Below are 19,911 nucleotides of genomic sequence, written 5' to 3' on the forward strand. Positions count from 1 at the left end.
TTGGTGGGGGGCTTCCGTTTGGACTGCTCGCGATTGAATTCATTCTTCGATGTGATCCTCCTTCACGATCGAAAGGTGACCGACGTCGCGGCCTAGGGAAGCTCAGGGCATGAATCGCTCGTTGTTTCGTATCGCTACGCACCTGCAACTCGTTTTGGCGATTGTATTGGCGACTGGATGTACGCCGACGCAACCGTTCTTTATGAATGAGTCGCCGGACCTGCAACATTACCTCAACACCGCCACGTCGATCGAGTATCCAGACGTGGAGGTCGCCAGCATGCCGGAAACGACTCAGTCGTTGCCGCCGCTGACGGTGGGGAATCATAACTACGAATTCTGGAACATGACGCTGGAAGAATGCGTCACGACGGCGCTGCAAAATGCGCAGTTTCTGATGACGACCGGCGGCAACGCCGAGACGCGTCAGAACATCGCGGCACAGTTCGTCAGCGGTTCGCCGGGGCAATTCGGCAGCGTCTATGACGTCGCGCTCCAGCAGACGACGACTCAGTCGATTCCGATCACGACCGACGGCAACGGCAACCGGTTGCTGCCGCGAGGCGCCGTTCGGGCCAACCAAATCGGCGGCGTCGAGGACGCGTTGGCGGAATTTGATGCCATCGTCAGCGGGTTCATCGATTCGTCGACCACCGACCGGCCGCAAAACGTCGGTGACGGCAACACGATCAACCGCCAGTTCTCGGTCGCACAGAACACGACCCAACAAGCCGCGCTCAGCAAGCGACTGGCCACCGGTGGTGTCGTGACGGCACGTCAACAAGTCATCTACTCGCGCAACAACACCGAACTGAGCAGCATCTCGCGCCTGTTCGCCAGCGACTACACGGCGATCGCCGAAGTCCAAGTCCAGCACCCGCTGCTTCGCAATCGAGGCACGTACATCAACCGCATCCCCGTGATGCTGGCCAGCATGAACGAGGACATCTCGATCGCCACGTTTGAACAGCAGATTCGCAACCTGGTCCGCGACGTCGAAGTCGCTTACTGGGACCTGTACCTCAGCTATCGTGCCGTCGCCACCGCCACGATCGCCCGCGACAGTGCTCAAGCGACTGCCGAATTCACCAAACTGAACATGGACGCCGGCACGGGGACGATTCAAGAGTTGTCGCAGTCGGTCGGACAGTACTGGAACCTGCAACGACGATTGACCGCCGCGCTGAACGGGTCGAACCTGCCCGGCGACGATCGCTTCGGCGTCTACGGCCGCGAGCGTGCCTTGCGTGAATTGCTGGGTTTGACCGCCACCGACGGACGATTGATCCGACCGATCGACGAACCAACCCAAGCACGCGTCGAATTCGAATGGACCGATTCGGTCGCGCAAATGCTGTACCTCAGCCCCGAACTGCGCAGCCAGAAGTACTCGATCAAGCAAGCCGAACTGGAACTGGCCTTGGCCAAAAATCAAATCCTGCCCGATGTCAACTTGTCGCTGCTGTACCGCTTCGTCGGGCTCGGCGACACGCTGGGACCGCCCGGTGGCGATGACTCGTTCCCCGCGGTGGGCAGCAGTGCCCTGGCCGGGCTGACCAGCGGAGACTACCAGGAAGGCGTGGTTCGGTTGGAGTTCTCGATGCCCGTCGGACTGCGGCGAGAACTGGCACGGATTCGTCAAACCCAACTGACACTGATCCAACGACGAACATACCTGCAAGAATCCGAGCGGCTGGCCGTCAGCCAGCTCAGCGACGCGATCGGCAAATCGGCCAGCCACTTTTCGCAGCTGCAAGACGCGGCCAACGAATGGCAAGCCGCCGAGCAAGAAGTCGACGCGCGGTTGCTGGAGTACCAAAAAGGACTCAGCCCGGTGAACGTGGTGCTGCAAAGTCAACAACGTCGTGCCGAAGCCCAGATCAGTTACTACCGTGCCTTGGTCGAGTACAACAAATCGATCAACTACGTCGACTACCTGCGTGGCACCTTGTTGGCCAACAGCAACATCGCACTGCGGGAAGGCCCCTGGAATAGCAAGGCCTACTGTGACGCCCTGGAACGTGCCCGCGAACGATCGGCAGGCTACGAATTGCAATACGGTGTGACCCGTCCCGGCGTGGTTCGGCGAGGCCCGGTGCAAAACGCCGACGCGGCCGTCGAAGTGATGGGCTTCAGCGATTCGTCTTCCGGAGCACTCCTCGCGCCCGGCCAAGCCGACTCGATGGGACTGTTCGAAAAGTCCTACAACGAAGTGGCTCCGGTCGAGGACGTGCCGCTGGAACAATTCGGAACGCCCAGCGAAATGCTCTCCCCGGAACCGATCAATCCGCCGGTCATGCCGGTCCCGGATCCGTCCGTGACCGCACCCGAGTCGGCCGCCCCGATGCCGAATGCCCCGATGCCGGCGGCTCCGACGCCCGGATCGGCCAGCCAAAGCATCCTGGTCCCCGGACAGCCGGCTGGTTCGATCGCCCCGATCAGCTACCAGACCGAACGGGTGATCGAGCGAGCCGAGGCCGAATCGGTCGACGCCGCTTCGGGGGCTCCGATCCCGGTGCGTCGAAAAGCGATCCCCCAGACTCCTCATCGGGCAGCTGCCCAATCGGCGCGCTGACGCCTGACCCTTTCCCCCCTGCACCTGATCACATCAATCCATCCGTAGGGCGGAGGAACCGTGTGGCCGTTCCCGAGACGCTTCGGGAGTAATGGGCGGCCACGCCAACGACTAGCTCGAGTCGCACTCACAAGGTGCCTCGGGCTTTTCGTCGTGAACAAGTGGCGTAAGCTTCCAGCTTGCTGAGGAGCCTGGGAGTGGAGTGGCGTAAGCTTCTAGCTTGCGCTCCCCTCAGCTTGCTGAGGAGCCTGGGATTAAGCCAATGGGGGAGCAAGCTGTCGCTTGCCGTGGGTCGCAAGCTGGAAGCTTACGCCACTGGGGTCGCAAGCTGGAAGCTTACGCCACGGGGATCGCAAGCTGGAAGCTTACGCCACTGGGGGGCAAGCTGAAGCTTGCCGTGGGTCGCAAGCTGGAAGCTTACGCCACTTCGTCGCTTAGGCGACTTCGTCGTAGATCAGTTCGTCGGCGATCCAGATTCGGAAGCGGCGGATGCGGAGCCCGCGGGTGAAATCGATCTCCATGCGGCCGGGCCGACGTGCCGGGTCGACCGACTCGGGCAACGTGAATTCGGCTTCTTTCTTCAGGTCCAGCCAGCTGATCTGGCCCCACACCCGCTCGCCGGAGATGTCGATGGTCTGGCGGAACCACCAACCGGAATAAACGAACTCGGCCGCAATCGGGTGCCGAATTTCGACCACCCGATAGAGGAACGCCCCGTCCTTTCGACGCGAATGGTCTCCAAAGTACCCCTTCTCCAGGGGCGCGGCGGCTGTGACGGAATATGGATTAATGATCAATCTGTTCGCTTGCCCGAGGAAATCCCTCAAGCTAGTATGGCTCACCGGCTCGTCTTTTACCCAGTTTAACCGCCTGTCAGAGTGTTCCGATGCGTTTTTCACCACTGGCCTGTTCAGCTCTGGCCCTTGCGCTGACAAGTCTGTTCCTGACCAGCTCTCTCGTGCGCGCCGACGGAGACGGACAACACCTGGTGGTTCAGCAATGGGTCGCGGCGACCCCCGAAGGCCGACTGGACGCGGTGATTGTAGCGCCGGACGTTCCAACGGACACCCTTCAAGCGGGCAGCGTGAAGATTGCCCTGGTCTCCCAAGAGGGTGCGATTTATCGGGCCCAACCCTCGGCCGAATCAAATGTCCAGTATTCCTTCGTCGGCGTTCCCGCGGGGGTCTACACCTTGGTGACGCGTGCCCCGAATCTGGCCGCGTGCTATGCCGTTCACGTTATCGAAAGCCAAGGAGAAGCAGTCGACCCGCGTCATCATCGACTGGAAATCAACGCCGCCCCGCTGCGGATCAACAAGATCAGGAACGCGGTCATCCGCTACATGCCCTCGACGATTCCCTTTGTCGCGGATTTTGCCGGTGCCGACGGGGCGAAGACCATGTCCGCCCTGCAAGCGTCCGGGACGTTTCGGGTCGGACAAACCGCGGGCGGGCTTCGCGGCCAAATTTATCGGGCCGGGTCTGCGGAAGCCCAGTTGACCGGTGCCGCCGAGACCAACGTTCTGCTGTACCAAAATCGTGAGCTGATCGCCCAAGCGATCAGCGGCCAGGATGGCACGTTTTCGATCGAAACGCTAACCCCGGGCAATTATTCCGTGATCGCGATCGGCCCCGACGGGATCGGCGTGGTCGGTTTTCAGTTGGTGGAAGAATCGCTGGCCAGCCGCAGCCGATCGGGCGTCGACGGACATCAGTTTGTCACCCTTCAATCACCGACGCTGCAGCCCCAGTTGCAACTGCAGCTGGCCCCCAGCGGACTGGAATCGCCCGCCATTGATGAGCTGATTCAAGACGAAGCGTCGCAGCCCGAAACGCTTCCGCCAGGCGAAGCGGGGCTGCCCGTCGAACCAGCCGCCATGCAAGGTCCTCCCGGTGGCAGTGTCGCCGGGGGCGGCGGAGGCGGAGGTGGCGGCGGCGGAGGGATCGGAGGTCGCGGAAGCCTGTTGCCTGTGCTGGGATTTGCTGCCGCCGGAGCCGCCCTTGGTGCGTCGTCGGACGATGATGATGGCGCCTTCGCAACGCCGCCGGTCACCAGCCCGATCACCCCGTAGTGTTGTGTCGAGCGGAAAACTGATCCGGCAACCGTTGGCGTTTAGCCTTCAGGCGATTTCCGATCGCTGCATCGCCGCGACAGTGGGCGGCTAAAGAGACCGTCCAGCTTAGGACGAGCGCGAAACGCGACAAATCTGAATGATCTGACCGAATGGGTGAGAGGTGGTCGGCGGAGGGGTGTACGACGTCCTTTCTAGGTTGTCGCGCAGAGCCCCACGGGCGACGGCCCGGAAGGGCCATCGTACATCAGAAAAGCGATCGCCTTGAGCTGGACGGTCTCTCAAGCCTGCACACCAACACGTGTGACCGCGTCGTTCGGGTCAGGGATCCCCAAATTAAGAGTTGACGAAGTTTTGGGGCGGGGAGGCTGACCAAGCGTTGTCACGAGCGGCCAGGTCCATCGAGCGTCGAGACGATTTTCGCTTTTGTTTTCCGCAGGATTGGCATTCAGCCCCGGATTTAGCTCCTTCGGTGGAGGGGTTGCGGATCTGTCATTCGGGCTGTGAGTCGGGTCGTCCTAGCTCTCCTAAATTGCCAAATCGCCGTCAAGAGCGTTGAATTCCTTAATTGCTGCTCTTATAGTCTGGTGCAGAGGTATGTTTTCCCTCTGCAACATCGCTTAATCTTGATTGGAATCTGGAAATGCAACGTTTGATCTGTTCCATCGCCACGTTAGCGCTGGTCTGTGCTTCGGGCTTGGCCTCCGCGGCGGATGTCGCCCAACAACAATGGGTCCGCGTTTCGGAGAGCGGATCGGTTCAGGGACGCGTGATCGTTCCGCGCAGCGAAGGTATTTCGGCGGCGCGTGGCGCGAAGGTTGTCTTGATCGACCAAATCGGCAAGCCAGCCACTGCCGCAACCGAATCGGACAAAACGGGTCGGTTCACGCTGACCGACGTGAAACCAGGTGTCTACACGCTGATGATTCGCGGCGAAGGCACCTTTGCCTGCTGTGCGATGCACATCGTCAGCAAAGAAGTCCCGATCAGCGACCAATTTGAAATCGCCGCGGGTGCGGTGGAGTTCAGCGTGGTGCGAAATGCCATCCTGCGTTACATGCCGTCCGGCCAAGCGAGTCAGGTCGATTTCGATCCGAGTAGCAACCCGATGGCCACCGATCGTGCCTTCACCGGAGAATCCGTCCGGCTGAGCCAGTACGAAGGCGGATTGCGAGGTCGTTTGACTCGCGCCGGATTCACCGACAACCCTGGCGCCCAAGGGGCTAACGTCGTGATTTATCGCGACGGTATCGAAGTCGCCCGAACATTGACCGACCAGTCGGGGCACTTTCAAGTCAACGACCTGGAGCCCGGAAGTTACTCGGTCTTGGGTTCTGGAAAGGACGGTTTCGGTTTGATGGGCATTGAACTGGTCAATCCCTTGATGGTGCAGACCGCGTTGGGGACGACCGACGGCGACACCACGCTGGTCGCTCAAACCGAATCCGGTTCGGACACCTTCATCATGCAGGTCGCCCCGGGGCCGATCACGGTCATCGAGGATCGATTGATCTCTGAGGAAGAGCAAGACGGTGGTTTGGTGCTGCCCGATGGCGGATACGACCCGACTGCGATGAGTGGTTCGTACGGCGGCGGCGGTGGAGGCGGCGGCGGTGGCGGCGGAATCGGCGGCGGTGGCAGCCTGCGAGGCATCGCAGTCCTGGGCGGAATCGGAGCCGCGATTGCAATTGGTGCCAGCGATGACGACGATTCGATCGATACTCCGCCGGTCATCAGCCCCGCGTTGCCGAATCAAGTTCAGCAACCGGTTGTCAATCCGTAGGATGGACCGAACGCAAACTCGCCTGATTCAGGAACCACCTGGCAGGAAAGTTTGCCGAAAGATCAAAAAGCCGCGCGTGAGTCACGTGCGGCTTTTTTCGTTCTCGATAAATACGGATTCAGGCTGCCCTGGGATCTTTCGTCGCACTTTGCTGAAGGCAACAATAGGGTCCTTCACGATTCACGCAGCAGAGTTCTCTGGAGACCGGTCAGGTTGCACCCAGAAGTAAACTCCCCGCCTGTCCCCTCACCGCCCGCGAGACGACCAAACGAATGAGTGCCGCCCAGACTTCGATTCCCGAAGATGTCGCCAAGAGTGCTTCGGAAGCCAGAGATCGATTGAATGAACACACTCTCAAGATTGTGCATTGGCACTTTAGTGAGGAAACAGGAAGCCCGTTTTGGTTGGAAAAGAAGGCGGAGCTGGGCTTTGATCCCCTGACCGACGTCAAGTCCTTTGACGATCTGAAAAAGTTTCCGAACTTCGAAGACGAATGGCTCCGCGGTGGTCCGATCCAACGCTGGGTCCCCAAGGGGCATGCCGGCAAACCGGTCTACGTTTTCGAAACCGGCGGCACGACGGGGGTTCCGAAAAGCCGGATGGTGATCGAAGATCATTGGAAGGATTACGAGCTGTTCAGCGATACCCTGCCGGACGAGCATTTCCCGCCGGGATCGAACTGGCTGATGCTGGGCCCCAGCGGTCCGCGACGTCTGCGTTTGGCCGTCGAGCACTTGGCCCAACATCGCGGCGGCATCTGCTTTTGCATCGACTTGGATCCCCGCTGGGTCGTCAAGCTGATCAAAAAAGGCTGGATGGAGCATCTGGAAGAGTACAAGAAGCACTGCATCGACCAAGCCGTCACGGTGCTGACCGCGGGACACGACATCAAGTGCATGTTCGCCACGCCGAAGTTGCTCGAATCGCTCGGCGAGGCCCTGGAAGACCGTGGCACCAGCCTGCAAGAAGTCGGCATCAAGGGAATCTTTTCCGGCGGCACCGAGTTCACACCGCAGTGGACACGATTCTGTGTCGAAGAGATGCTCGGTGGGCCGGTGGAAGAGGGGGGCGTCTACATGACCCCGACCTACGGCAATACGTTGATGGGACTGGCATGCAGCAAACCGATCACGGCCGCTGATGGGTACAAGATCAGCTACTACGCCCCCCAGCCTCGCGCGGTGACCGAGGTGGTCAGTTTCGACGACTACAACCAGGTCGTCGGATTCGGCGAAACCGGACGCGTCAAGCTGTACACGTTGACCGACGAGTTCTTTGTCCCCGGGTTCATGGAACGCGACGAAGGCGAACGAGAAGCGCCGTTCGACATGTACCCTTGGGACGGTGTCAGCGGCGTGCGGCCGTTCCACGAATTGGCAAGTGCGACGACCGTCGGCGTTTATTAGTGCCAATTTCGAAAGCAACCATTCGTCCCCTGTCCCTAACGCTTTGAAGCATTGATTAGCTGTGTTTGACACGCTTTTTAGCGGTAGGGCGTGAGTGCTTCGGTTACGCATTCGTACCAAAACACCGGAGGGCTCGCGCCCTGCCGCTAACAAATAAAACCGGAGGGCTCGCGCCCTGCCGCTAAGAAATGCTTCACCGCGTTGTCCGCTCCCCCTCAAATTCAACCTATCGATATGATCACACTGCAACCGCTTCGCTGGGGCAAGCCCTACGAATCGATGGAAATCAAGGACGTCGTTCACTTTGACACCGGGGAACCGATTGCAAAGTTCGGCAGCGTCGGTGGCGGCATCGTCGCCCGTGATATGAAGCAGGCTCACAAGGCTCGCGCCGCACTGCTGAAACACTCGACGGCCGATCTGATCGCGATGTCGAAAAAGGCGGCCGAGCTGTTTGAGAACGCCGAACTACCCGTCGGCGATTCGATGCAATCGGTCGACCAGTTCGTGCACCAGCAATCGGCCAGTACCGGATTGCCGGAGCACATGTGTCGCTCGAACTTGAAAAAGAACAGCTTTGTCCTCAGTCACATCGACGAGATCTTGGATTGTCTGACCCGTGGCTTGGATCTCAACATCCTCAGCAACGGTTATGGTGAAGAAGGCCGAGGGGTGATCGTCAGCTACCAGGCACAAACGCCGGTGTTGGGCGCCATTTTGCCGAACAATTCACCGGGGGTTCACACCCTGTGGCTGCCGGCGATCCCGCTGCAAATCGGCTTGGCCCTGAAACCGGGCTCGCAAGAACCGTGGACACCGTACCGCATGGTGTCGGCGTTCATCCAAGCCGGTGTTCCCGCCGAGGCGTTCGGTTTGTATCCCGGTGGGCACGACGCCGGCGGTGCGATCATGACCAAAACGCCTCGCAGCATGATTTTTGGAAGCGCCGAAACCGTCGCCCAGCACGCCGGCAATCCCCGCGTGCAAGCCCACGGACCGGGTTGGTCAAAGATCTTGATCGGCGACGATGTGGTCGATGATTGGGAATTGTATTTGGACGTGATGGTCGAAAGTGTGCTCAGCAATTCGGGTCGCTCCTGCATCAACTGCAGCGGGATCTGGGCCAGTCGACACACCCGCGAAATCGCCCAAGCGATTGCCGAGCGGATCGGCCCGGTCGATGTGTTGCCGCCGACCGATGACAACGCTCAGTTGGCTGCCTTCACGGTTCCCGCCATGGCGACCGGAACCCATGCGATGGTCCAGCAAGACCTGGCCGAGAGCGGTGTCACCGACATGACGGCCGAATTCGGTGACAAACTGATCGAGCGCGAGCACTGTGCCTACCTGCGGCCGATGGTCGTCCACGCCGATTCGCCGGACCGCGGCGTCGCGATGAAGGAATACATGTTCCCCTTCGTCAGCGTCGTCGAATGCCCCCAAGCAGAAATGCTGCGTCGCATCGGCCCGACACTTGTCGGAACCGTGCTGACCAAAGACCCGGAACTGGTCGCCGCGGCAGGGGCCTGTGTCGACATCGATCGCGTGAACTTCGGGCCGATCCCGACCAATCGCCTGAACTGGTTGCAGCCGCACGAAGGAAACATCATCGATTTCCTGTTCCGTTCGCGAGCCTACCAGGTGGCCGATCTGCCCGTCGCTGCGACGGCGTAGTGGCGAAGGGGTAGGGCAAGTGGGATAGGCTTCCAGCCTGTCGGTGCCGAAATGACAGGCTGGAAGCCTATCCCACTTTTTCCCGCTGACGGCTCAGCCGACAAACCAGAAAATGCGATCGTGATCCACGGTCGCGTTTCGCTGGTGGTCGAACCAGCGGCCGGCAATCGCCGAACCCTCTCCCGATTCAGCCTTCTCAAGCGGCTGCAGGTCTTCCTCGTAATAGCCCAGCACCGCCGATGAACCGGTCGCCGCGTCGGGGCCACCAACACGCCGGCCGTCTTCGGACACCCAGGCCCCGTCGATTTGCGTGACCGGTATGGTGATCAGGGCCGATCGACCGAGTGCCGAAGCGACTCCGGGGGTGGCGGGGCGAGTTCGCAACTGCTCCGGCGTGTCGAACTGCGCAATTCTGCCGTCTTCGATCACCGCAACCCGGCTGGCCAGGCGCATCGCCTCGGCGCCATCGTGGGTCACGTGAAGGGTGACGCCCGGCGATTGGTGGTGCAGTCGCAGAAGATCCTTTTCGATCTGGAACCGTAAATTGGCATCGATCGCCGAAAGGGGTTCGTCCAGCAATCTCACCGAGGCTCGGCTGGCAATCGCCTTCGCGACCGCCGCGCGGCGCAATTGCCCACCGCTGAGCTGTTCCGGCAGCCGGTCCAAAAGCGATTCCAGGTCCACCATCTGCGCCGCTTCTCGAATCCGTTGCTCGCGATCGGCGCGGGAGAGGCGTCCTCGGACCCCCATTCCGATTGATCGGCCGATAGGCCAATGGGGGTAAACGCCGGCCTGCTGGGGCACCAGGGCGACGTCGCGATGTCGGGGTGCCACCCGGGTCACATCGCGGCCGCTCAAAAAAATGGTTCCGGACGTCGGGGCAATCAGCCCGGCGATCATTCTCAGTAGTGAAGTCTTCCCGCAGCCACTGGCTCCCAAAATCACGACATATTCGCCCTCATGGACCGAAACGCTGATTTCATCCATGACGTTGTCGTGGTCGTATCGGAGAGAAATGTTGTTTAGCTGGACGACCTGCATACAATCAACCATAGTGGACAACGCTGTGAGGCATTTTTCCCATGTGTTTCGTGAGGTTTTAGCGGCAGGGCGCGAGCCCTCCGGTTCTTCCTCTCTGCCAAAACACCGGAGGGCTCGCGCCCTGCCGCTAAAAAATGCATCACAGCGTTGCATCGTGGGGTCTGGGGGCAGCGTAGACCGAGCGGTCCCGCGCCGTTGGCGAGCGGTCGGTTGATTGAAATGATGTATCACGATCAACAGGCCGCAGGCCGATCCGTCCGGTGCTTGGGCGCCGGACTGATGATAGCGAAAGTAGTGACTGCATAGTTGGAGCCACCATGAATCATTCCATCCATCACGTCGATGCCAAGCGGGGGTTCGTCTTCCTGTTGGTAGCCATCCTGGTCGCGATCGGGTTGCGGCAGGCCGACAGCCAGGATGCCGTCACCGCAGAATCCGTGGCCGAGGCGGCAGACGCTGGGGGGGCGAACGCCGATGCGTCGGCGGCGATTGAGTCGGACAGCGAAGCGGACGAAATCGACGACCCGCCCTACACTCCCAAGACCGTCTCGCAGCTCCAAAAGGCTCTCAGTCCGATTCAGTTCAAAGTCACCCAGAACGAAGAGACCGAACCGGCGTTCCGAAACAAGTATTGGGACAACAAGAAAGAAGGCCTGTACCGGTGCATTGTGTGCGGCCAGTCACTGTTCACCAGTGAGACCAAGTTCAAGTCGGGAACCGGCTGGCCGAGCTTTTACGACCCGATCAGCAAGGACCGCATCGGGATGAAGCTCGATTTCCGGCTCATCTATCCGCGTCAAGAAGTGCATTGCAGTCGTTGCGAAGCCCACTTGGGACATGTCTTCAATGACGGCCCCCAAGACAAAACGGGCAAGCGCTATTGTTTGAACAGCGCCGCGCTGCGGTTCGAAGAGGCCTCGGAGAAATCGACGTCTGCGAAAGACAAGAAACGTTAGTGGGCTGTCGTTTTAGTCGGGATCTGCTGAGTCAATGGTGAGCCGCTGGCCGTAAGGCCTCGGGCAGCGTCGCAGTGCCCGGCCGCTTACGTGTCGCGGCTCACAAAACGACAGCCCGCTGGCGCCCTACCGCTAAAAAATGCTTCCCAGCGCAGCCCCGGAGGACGTGCGTCCCGGAGGTGGCGCTGCGCTGACCTCCGGCTACTCGCTATCATCCCTTCGGGATCGTCAGTTCGCTTCCGTTCGTCGATTGGGAAACCTTGACGATTGCAGGGGATCGACCTGTCGTGCCCATTGTTGCAATCAAACGCATCCTGCGTGTTGTGCTTGTCATCCGCATTCTGGCGTGTTTGTTCTCGTTTCGAATCCGATCGGTCGAACCAGATAATGGGAATGAATCTGGTTGTCCGTCCAAACGGAGCATGCGAGAAAAACGATGTTTTGGAATCAAACGAGCAAGTTAGTGCAAATGGCGAATTCGACACCGCGTGCGGCATCGACGGCGCGGTGCTGGAAAGCTGCGGCGAAGATCACGGCTTGTCTTGCGCTGGCCTCGGTCGCCCCCGCGACTCCGGTCTTCGCGGCGGACCCGGATCAGGGCAGCCTGCCTTCGTATCTGGCGGAGGCGCCGCTGACGTTTGCGGCATTGGTGCAGGGTGACGGTCAAGGTGACGGTCAAGCGAGCGCGACCGTTGACGCACCGACCGATGTGTTGGTCGCGGTACCGCAAGACGACGCGGTGACTGGCACCAACGATGTCACCGATCCCGTCGAACAGGTTGCCAATCGCTCCCTGTTCTCGGATCGTCAAACGCAAATGGCCGACGGCAAATTCGTGCTGCCGCCGATCGCGGCCCTGACCACAGGCACGGCGGAAATTGGCAACGGTGAGGTTCCGCTCGGATTTCGCCAAGGGGAAGCCGCCCCGTTGGTCCGGTTGCCCGAATCGGGGACCGACCGCGGGCTGCCTTGGCAATGGACCGCCCGCCACTGGGCCGCCCCCAACACGTTTTCCCACCCCCTCTACTTTGAGGACCGGATGCTGGAGCGTCATGGCCACCAGCGATACGGGTGTCTTCAGCCGTTGGCGAGCGGCGGACGGTTTTTGGCCCAGGCGGTCTCGCTGCCGTACCTGACCGCGATCGCCCCGCCGTCGGAGTGCCAGTACAGCCTGGGGTATTACCGCGCCGGGTCTTGTGTTCCCGCCCTCAAGCAGCGACCGCCGTATCAGCGCAAGGCGGTCGTTTCGCAGGTGACCGCGGCCGGTGTGGCGACCGCCATTTTGCAGTGACGGCGAAAAAATTCGTTCGCCGTGGCAACCGCGGTTGGGACTTTCGAAACGGTTGGCAAGTCGCTAAAACGGTGGGAGTCAAGTCTCTCCTACCGATCGGTAAAAAATGATCTACTTGCTGACCCTCGCAATCGCCGCGACTCGTTTTCTGCCGCACCCGCCCAACTTCGCCTGTCTGGGGGCACTTGGGTTGTTCGCGGGTTGTTATTTCGCCGGTCGAAAGGCCTACTTGGTCCCGGCCGCCGCGCTGCTGATCAGTGATGCGGTTTCGCACCTGATGGGGACTCCCGGAATGGGGTTTTACAACCCGATGGTGATGGCGGCGACCTACGTCGGGGTCACCTTGTCGGTCCCACTCGGTCGATTCGTTCGCGCCCACGCTGAAACCGGTGGTGTGAACTGGCGAAGACTTCCGGTGGGCGCGTTTGCCGCCTCCACCCTGTTCTTCGTCGTCAGCAATCTCGGTGTTTGGCTGGGGCCCTGGTATCCCGCCAGCATGGCAGGCTTGGTGGGGTGTTTCACCAACGCGATTCCATTCTACGGCTACACCGTCGCCGGCGACCTGCTGTTTGCCGGTGTCATGTTCGGAGCTTACGAGCTCTCCGGCGTGAAGCGGTCGGTCCCCGCCCGCGCGGTCGCTCAAGCGGCCTCGTGATTCGTCAGCTTTGATGTTCGGGTTGCGTTTGTCGACCGGAGGGCTCGCGCCCTGCCGCTAATATCGTAGCGGAACGGCGCGAGCGGGCAGTCGATTTTGTGAGCCGCGACGCGTAAGCGGCCGGGCATCCCGCCGTTGCCCGAGGCCTTACGGCCAGCGGCTCACCATTAACGCAGCAGATCCCGACTGAAACGACAGCCCGCGAGCCATCCGGTCTGACCCCTACGAATAAGCGTTGACGATCCACGCCCCGGAAAACGGACCGACGCTCGAAAACTCGCTCCCAATCGCCTCGGCGGGGCTTTTCTGCCCCCGGGGAGCTTCCTCCTGGCCTGTTTTTTCGCCGCCGTCGATTCAAAAACGTCCCGTTTGGGTCGGGCAGAATCGGCCGCGCAGCGATTTTGGGGTCGATATTGACCGATAATGCCGGATTTGGCCGGAACTCTTCGCAAACAAGCGGCGTCAGATAGGCCACGATTCGTTGACACGGTTATCGGCCCAACTAGAATCGCAGCCATTCCTTATCCAATCGCCTCATACTTCGCATTTTTCCCATCTTCCCGGTTGGGCGAGCCCTACTTAAATAGCAATGATCTGGGTTGAGTTCGTCCGATGCATACGAACGAGCGAATCCCCGCGCTGCGGCAATCCATGCAAAGTTTACGGCCGCGAACGATGAGAAAATGGAATTAAATGGATAGGCGGGCGTCTCAGAATTACACTCTGCAGAACCCGCAACTTGTACGACCGACCCGCGACACCGCCGCTTTTCGTCAAGGCCCTAGAGGCCGGCACGTTTGGTAGAGACCCTCGATGATCCAACGAACTGAATCGAAATTCCTTAGTCCCAACGCTTCTAACAACGAGATGAGCGACATGAACGTCGATGGCTCGCGGAAACAAAGAAAGACGCGACGAAGCCGCGGGGGCCAACGCCGACAGCGTCGGCGTTTATTGATGGAGGGATTGGAGAGCCGCAAACTGCTCGCCGCCGTGAGCAGTCTGGGTAGCAGCAACGCTCCGGTCGACACGGATTTGTTTCTACCGTCGGACCCGCGGAATATCGGAACCGTGCCGGCGTTCGTAGTCAATGAAGCGGAAACGGCGAATGAAACGGGCGTGAACGATTCGCGTTTCAGCGCCCAGTTTCTTCCGCTGGGGACGGGGCCTGGTGAAGAGGACACGATCGACATCAACGGCAGCATGCCGGTGACGATCAGCAGCCAGGGGAACGTCAACGCGGACATCGACACGTATGCATTTAACCTGCGTGCCGGTGACATTTTGGACGTGTCGGTGATCGGTGCGGGGGCGAACCTGACGGTGCTGTACGGCCCGTCGGAGTCTGGCACGACGTACAACCCGCGGGCGACCAACGGGGCGTTTTGGTTCGGGACCGACTCCAATCAAGGGCTCATTCACCCCGATCCTTCTCCGCTGATGACGACCGGTAATGCCGTCGCGGCGCAGGTCGTGCCGCACACCGGAACGTATTACCTGATCGTTGCTCCCTCGACCACCTCGGTCAACTACACCGCGGGGCTTCGTGTTTATCGACCGATCGCGGAAAGTCTGCCGATCGGTGCCCAGCAAACCATCTACCTGGATTTTGAGGGCGGTTTCTATCCGAGCACGATGTTCCCGGGCAGCACCAATCCGTTTGGGATCATTCGATTCTCCTCGCTCCGTGAGAATCTGGCCGCGTTGGGACTGCAGGACACTTCCGAAGCGGCTTACAACGAGTTGATCGACAAGACGATCGACTTGGTCCACAGCGACTTCTATTCCGTCATCACCGGCGGACAAAACGGCGACTACAACAACACCGGCAACCCGGGTGAATTTGCGATCCGGATTCTCAACAGCCGCGACGCCGCGCTGGGGTATTATCCCGAACCGGCGTTGGATGATCCGTTGGTAACGCGTTTGTTCATCGGCGGCACGATCGCGGATGCCGGGATTGCTGACATTTTGGGGGTCGCCCAGTCGCTGGACATCGGCAACTTTGACATGAACGAGAACTCGATCCTGCCGATCGACTTCTTCCTTGCCGCCGCGACGCAGTTCCCGATCGCCAACAACAAGAGTGTGTTGGATGCGGTGGCCCGCTCGATGGCTTGGACGGTTTCTCACGAAGCCGGTCACACGTTTGGACTGCGTCACACCGACGGGACCAACGCCGTCGGTTCGATCATCGATGGCGTCGGCAACCGCCGCGATGAGTTTGGCATGGGCGTCGGCTTTGACGGGATTTTCGGAACGATCGACGATACGGTGCCGGAATTCTCGATCGATCGCTTTGATCTCAACGAGGGCTTGTTCGGGTTCCAGGACACCGCCAACGCGCTGGCCTACAGTCTTTCGACCGGCACCGTGGGTTCGGGCATCAGCGGGCGTGTCTTCAGCGACGTCAATCGCGACGGCAGCGGAACCGGCGATCCGGGGTTGCCCGGCGTCACGGTCTTTGCCGACACCATCCAAAACGGCATTCTCGATCCGAACGAGCCTGTCGCGGTGACCAATGCCAACGGCTTGTACACCCTGAATGTTGCCTCGGGCACGGCGTTCAGCGTTGTGGCGATGACACCGGCGCAATATGCCCCCACCCTGCCGACCCAACGGTTTGCGACCGGCGGTGACAGTGGGGTCGATTTCGGATTCACCAAAGTGATTTCGGACATCACGGGAACCAAGTTCGCCGACACCAACGGCAACGGGGTCTTTGACTCCACCGAGTCGGGGATCGAAGGGGTCTACATCTACCTGGACTTGGACGGCGACGACAGTCCGGACATCGGCGAACCCTCCGCCCGCACCGACGCGAATGGTCGCTATTCAATCGATTTCCCCGGCCCAGGCACTTACGCGATTCGGGAAGTCATTGGACCAGGTTATGTGCAGACGTTCCCCACCAGCGGCGAGCACATCGTCAACTTCAACGGGGTCGCGCTGACGGACAACTACAACTTCGGGAACCTGCCCTCACGCGACTACGGTGATGCCCCGGATACCTACCAAACGACGGTCGCGGCCGGTGGTCCCAGCCACGGAATCAGCACCGCGTTGGGGCTCGGTGCATCGGTCGATCGTGAGAGCGACGGCATTCCGACCGCATCCGCACTCGGCGACGATCTGAACAACATCGACGATGAAGACGGTGTCGTGCTGCTGACGCCCTTGGGACCGGGCGGCACGGCGAACCTGGCCGTCACGGCACGCAACACCACCGGCAGCCCGGCCTACCTGCAAGGCTGGATCGACTTCAACGCCAACGGTGTCTTTGACGCGTCCGAGAAAGTCTTCACAGACCTGGAACTCGGTGCCGGCACGTCGACCCTGTCCGTCAATGTCCCCGCCAGCGCGGTGGTCGGATCGACCTACGCCCGGTTCCGCTACAGCCCGACTGCCGGTCTGGGTGTCGGCGGGGAAGCCGATTCGGGTGAAGTGGAGGATTACCAGTTTGACATCCTGCAGCAAGCGGCTGTCGCCAACGACGATACCTTCACCGTTTCGAGAAACTCACTCTCGAACCGACTGGATGTGCTGGCCAACGATTTCGAAACCAGCATCACCCAGCTGAGGATCATCTCGCTCAACTCCACCGGATCCCAAGGGACTCAGGGAGTCGTTTCGATCATCGAAAACGGTCGCGCACTTTCCTACACGCCGCCCAACGGCTTTACCGGACGTGACGTGTTTCAATACGTGGTGGTCGACCAGACCGACACGCAGTACACCGCCACTGTTGTGGTCAATGTCAACTTCCAATCCAACGTGCCGATCGCGGTGGATGACACGTTTGACATCCCCCAGGGATCGTCCAACCGAGCGTTGAATGTTTTGGACAACGACGTGCCGAGCATCTTCGGCGGCATCTCGATCACCAGCGTAACCGCGGGTGACCAGGGTGGCCAAATCACGTTGGAAGGCGGCGGCCAGACGATTCGTTACACGCCGCAACCCGGATTCGTCGGAACCGAACAGTTCATCTACAGCATCGAAGATGCCAACGGATCGATCAGCACGGCACAGGTCACCGTCAATTCGCAACCGGGTGCGATGATTGATGACATGGTTGACTTCACGATCGGAATCTACGACGTCGTCAACAATCAGCCGATCAGCAGCGTCCAAGTCGGACAACCGTTCTTTGTCCGCGTTTTCGTCGAAGAATTGAACAACCCGAACTTCAGCCCCGAAGGCGTTGCCTCGGCGTTCTTGGATCTGCTTTACACCGACGAATTGGTGGCCACCCGAGATACGATCACCACCGATGAATTCGGATTCGACATCACCTTCGGTGAGAACTTCCAAGGGGGTGGTTTCAAGCTTGGTGACGCCATCACGCCCGGCTTGATCAACGATGTCGGTGCGGTCCAGCCCATTCCCGGTGACGGCAACCTGATCACGCACGCCGATCCGGCCGAATTGTTCACGCTGACCATGACCGGGATTTCACCGGGAGTCGCACTGTTCGCCGCCGATCCTGCTGACAGCCCCGTCGCAGAAACGATCTTGGTCGGTGAAGACGTCGCGTTGACGCCCGCTCAACAACGACTCGGTCGTACGGAACTGACGATCTTCCCGGCCAGCGACAACTTCGCCAGCGCGATCGACGATGCCTTCGTCGACGGTTTCGACTCGGTCGGCAATCCGATCCAACAAGGCGTACTGCCCAACACACTGGATGTCCTGGACAACGACATCTTCGGCCCCACGGGAACGATTCAGGAATTTGGAATCGTGACCGCGCCATCGCTGGGAACCGCTCAAATCAATAACAACGGGACGCCGTTGGATCCTAGCGACGACACGATCGACTACTCGGCATTTGTCGACGCCAACGGGTTCGACAGCTTCACCTATGTGATCGTCTCTGGCGATGGCGTGCGAAGCGTTGCCGAAGTCACGATGGCGATCGGCGACGCGGACAGCGACGACATCGTCGAAATCTCCTTCGGCTTGGTCGACGAGTTCGGTAATTCGATCACCTCGGTCGCCTCAGGCCAGACCTTCGGCGTGCAGGTCTTCGTGAAAGACCTGAGATCGGAATTCGAGGGCCGCGAGTTTGTGTTTGCCGCCTACTTGGACATGCTCTACGACACCGGAATCATCAATCCGGCGCCGGCCGCGGGTGGCGGACGCTATGATTTCCGAGTCGCGTTTGACGCCGATTTTGATGCCACCGCTGGCGTCGGTACCGCCGTCCGCCGCGGAATTATCGATGAATTCGGCTCGTTGCTGCAGCAAACAGTTGCCGAAGGTGGAGGAGTATCGGAGCCGAATCTGATGGCCACCGTGTTCTTCACTGCGGGAACCGTTTTCGAAGACACCGTCACGCAAGTGATCGGCAGCCCCGCCGATGCGTCGCCCTTCCAAGACACCTTGCTGTTTGACCGCGATGATCCGGTCGAAGTCTCGCAAATCCTCTACAACTCGTTGAACGTGACCGTTCGAGCGGCCAGTGCGTTGCAGAACCCGGCGATGGCCGAAGACGTCAATAACGACGGCTTCGTGACGCCGTCGGACGCCCTGACCATCATCAACGCCCTGGCCCGCGAAGGCGAAGGGGAAATTCAATCGCTGGGAATGTACACCGACGTCAACGGTGACATGAAGACCACCGCCCTGGATGCCCTGACGGTGATCAACCACTTGGCATTGCTCGCAGCCCAAAGCTTCGAAACCGAATCGGTGGTCAGCGACCAGCTCGCGTCGAACGCTCCCGCAGGTGATGAAGTGACGCGTGACGAAGCGTTTGCGGACCTCAGTCAGCAAACCAAAGTGGTGAGCGTCGGTGATTCCAGCAAATCCCTCCTGGCCAGCCAACCGGTCGCGTTGACCTTCGCCGATGCCGACGACAAAGACGACGATCTGCTCGCCCTATTGGCCGATGACCAAAGCGAGTTGGCCTAAGGCAACTCGCCCGAATCGGATCACGATCAAAGGGGACGCAGCATTTCGATGCCGTGTCCCCTTTCGCGTTCACGGATTCTCATCGATCCCGTCGGGGTCGGAGCAGATCGAGTATCCCGAAGGGACGTCAATTGTATTACTGAGCATTTGCGTTTCTACCGAAACGCCACACCGCAAAGCGGTGTCACAACACAGCCCGGGGTCGCGGAGCGCACCCCGGGTTGTGCCGAAATGGGAACTGGAACCCCAGCGGGGTTCAACAAACGACGCGATGCGATCCGGGGGCAAGCTGCGCGAATCCGGCAAAACGCCTTTTTCAACCCCGCTGGGGTTGGCGGCCTCATGATGGTCGGAACTTGGGGTGCGCTAACGCGACCCCAAGCTTTGATGTGGCACGCCTCTGGCGTGAAACCGCTGCCGCGGTGGAACGAGAAATGCGTCAGTCATACAATTGACGTCCTAAGGGATTTCAGCGCGTAGCCGGAGGTCAGCGGAGCGCCACCTCTGGGAGACAGGTCCCTGATTCCCATCGACCCCGGGACG

The 19,911-nt window shown here is 60.2% G+C and carries 11 protein-coding genes; 9 read left to right on the forward strand and 2 right to left on the reverse strand.

The genetic code is table 11. From position 1 onward, the window contains the following. Positions 1–109 precede the first annotated feature (109 nt). On the forward strand, positions 110–2,575 hold the full coding sequence (locus Enr13x_RS14895; protein ID WP_145387295.1) for a TolC family protein: 2,466 nt from the start codon (positions 110–112) through the stop codon (positions 2,573–2,575). A 434-nt stretch (positions 2,576–3,009) separates the two neighbouring features. Here Enr13x_RS14895 and Enr13x_RS14900 read toward each other — a convergent pair whose 3' ends face one another. Then, positions 3,010–3,372 (reverse strand): hypothetical protein, encoded by a 363-nt coding sequence (locus Enr13x_RS14900; RefSeq protein ID WP_231744304.1) that lies wholly within the window; start codon positions 3,370–3,372, stop codon positions 3,010–3,012. A gap of 89 nt (positions 3,373–3,461) precedes the next feature. On the opposite strand from Enr13x_RS14900, the gene Enr13x_RS14905 reads away from it, so the two are divergent. The 4 genes from Enr13x_RS14905 to Enr13x_RS14920 all read left to right on the forward strand — a co-directional run bounded on the left by Enr13x_RS14905 (position 3,462) and on the right by Enr13x_RS14920 (position 9,509). Then, positions 3,462–4,646 (forward strand): hypothetical protein, encoded by a 1,185-nt coding sequence (locus Enr13x_RS14905; protein WP_145387298.1) that lies wholly within the window; start codon positions 3,462–3,464, stop codon positions 4,644–4,646. Between the two features lie 643 nt (positions 4,647–5,289). After that, positions 5,290–6,429 (forward strand): MSCRAMM family protein, encoded by a 1,140-nt coding sequence (locus Enr13x_RS14910; RefSeq protein ID WP_145387301.1) that lies wholly within the window; start codon positions 5,290–5,292, stop codon positions 6,427–6,429. Between the two features lie 272 nt (positions 6,430–6,701). Beyond that, positions 6,702–7,835, forward strand: a complete 1,134-nt coding sequence (locus Enr13x_RS14915; protein WP_145387303.1) for an acyl-CoA synthetase family protein — start codon at positions 6,702–6,704, stop codon at positions 7,833–7,835. Between the two features lie 234 nt (positions 7,836–8,069). Next, positions 8,070–9,509, forward strand: a complete 1,440-nt coding sequence (locus Enr13x_RS14920) for an aldehyde dehydrogenase family protein (protein WP_145387306.1) — start codon at positions 8,070–8,072, stop codon at positions 9,507–9,509. A 93-nt stretch (positions 9,510–9,602) separates the two neighbouring features. Here the strand turns inward: Enr13x_RS14920 and Enr13x_RS14925 are convergent, their stop codons facing one another. Beyond that, the gene (locus tag Enr13x_RS14925) at positions 9,603–10,562 is read right to left on the reverse strand and encodes an ABC transporter ATP-binding protein (RefSeq protein WP_231744305.1); all 960 of its coding nucleotides are present in this window, start codon (positions 10,560–10,562) and stop codon (positions 9,603–9,605) included. 305 nt (positions 10,563–10,867) lie between these two features. Between Enr13x_RS14925 and msrB the strand changes: the two genes are divergently transcribed. From msrB to Enr13x_RS14945, 4 genes are all read left to right on the forward strand, one after another. Continuing rightward, complete coding sequence (msrB, locus tag Enr13x_RS14930) at positions 10,868–11,506, forward strand: peptide-methionine (R)-S-oxide reductase MsrB (RefSeq protein WP_145387312.1); 639 nt, start codon at positions 10,868–10,870, stop codon at positions 11,504–11,506. Between the two features lie 469 nt (positions 11,507–11,975). Next, on the forward strand, positions 11,976–12,797 hold the full coding sequence (locus Enr13x_RS14935; RefSeq protein WP_145387315.1) for a hypothetical protein: 822 nt from the start codon (positions 11,976–11,978) through the stop codon (positions 12,795–12,797). A 106-nt stretch (positions 12,798–12,903) separates the two neighbouring features. Next, positions 12,904–13,452, forward strand: a complete 549-nt coding sequence (locus Enr13x_RS14940; protein ID WP_145387318.1) for a DUF6580 family putative transport protein — start codon at positions 12,904–12,906, stop codon at positions 13,450–13,452. 813 nt (positions 13,453–14,265) lie between these two features. Further along, the gene (locus tag Enr13x_RS14945; protein WP_145387321.1) at positions 14,266–19,368 is read left to right on the forward strand and encodes an Ig-like domain-containing protein; all 5,103 of its coding nucleotides are present in this window, start codon (positions 14,266–14,268) and stop codon (positions 19,366–19,368) included. The last annotated feature ends 543 nt before the right edge of the window (positions 19,369–19,911 follow it).

It is taken from the genome of Stieleria neptunia (assembly GCF_007754155.1).
Classification (GTDB): Bacteria; Planctomycetota; Planctomycetia; order Pirellulales; family Pirellulaceae; genus Stieleria; species Stieleria neptunia.

Coding starts and splice junctions, on each gene's coding strand:
- Enr13x_RS14910 (WP_145387301.1), top strand. CDS start 5,290: ATGCAACGTTTGATCTGTTCCATCGCCACGTTAGCGCTGGTCTGTGCT.
- Enr13x_RS14925 (WP_231744305.1), bottom strand. CDS start 10,562: ATGGTTGATTGTATGCAGGTCGTCCAGCTAAACAACATTTCTCTCCGA.
- Enr13x_RS14920 (WP_145387306.1), top strand. CDS start 8,070: ATGATCACACTGCAACCGCTTCGCTGGGGCAAGCCCTACGAATCGATG.
- msrB (WP_145387312.1), top strand. CDS start 10,868: ATGAATCATTCCATCCATCACGTCGATGCCAAGCGGGGGTTCGTCTTC.
- Enr13x_RS14945 (WP_145387321.1), top strand. CDS start 14,266: ATGATCCAACGAACTGAATCGAAATTCCTTAGTCCCAACGCTTCTAAC.
- Enr13x_RS14940 (WP_145387318.1), top strand. CDS start 12,904: ATGATCTACTTGCTGACCCTCGCAATCGCCGCGACTCGTTTTCTGCCG.
- Enr13x_RS14915 (WP_145387303.1), top strand. CDS start 6,702: ATGAGTGCCGCCCAGACTTCGATTCCCGAAGATGTCGCCAAGAGTGCT.
- Enr13x_RS14895 (WP_145387295.1), top strand. CDS start 110: ATGAATCGCTCGTTGTTTCGTATCGCTACGCACCTGCAACTCGTTTTG.
- Enr13x_RS14905 (WP_145387298.1), top strand. CDS start 3,462: ATGCGTTTTTCACCACTGGCCTGTTCAGCTCTGGCCCTTGCGCTGACA.
- Enr13x_RS14935 (WP_145387315.1), top strand. CDS start 11,976: ATGGCGAATTCGACACCGCGTGCGGCATCGACGGCGCGGTGCTGGAAA.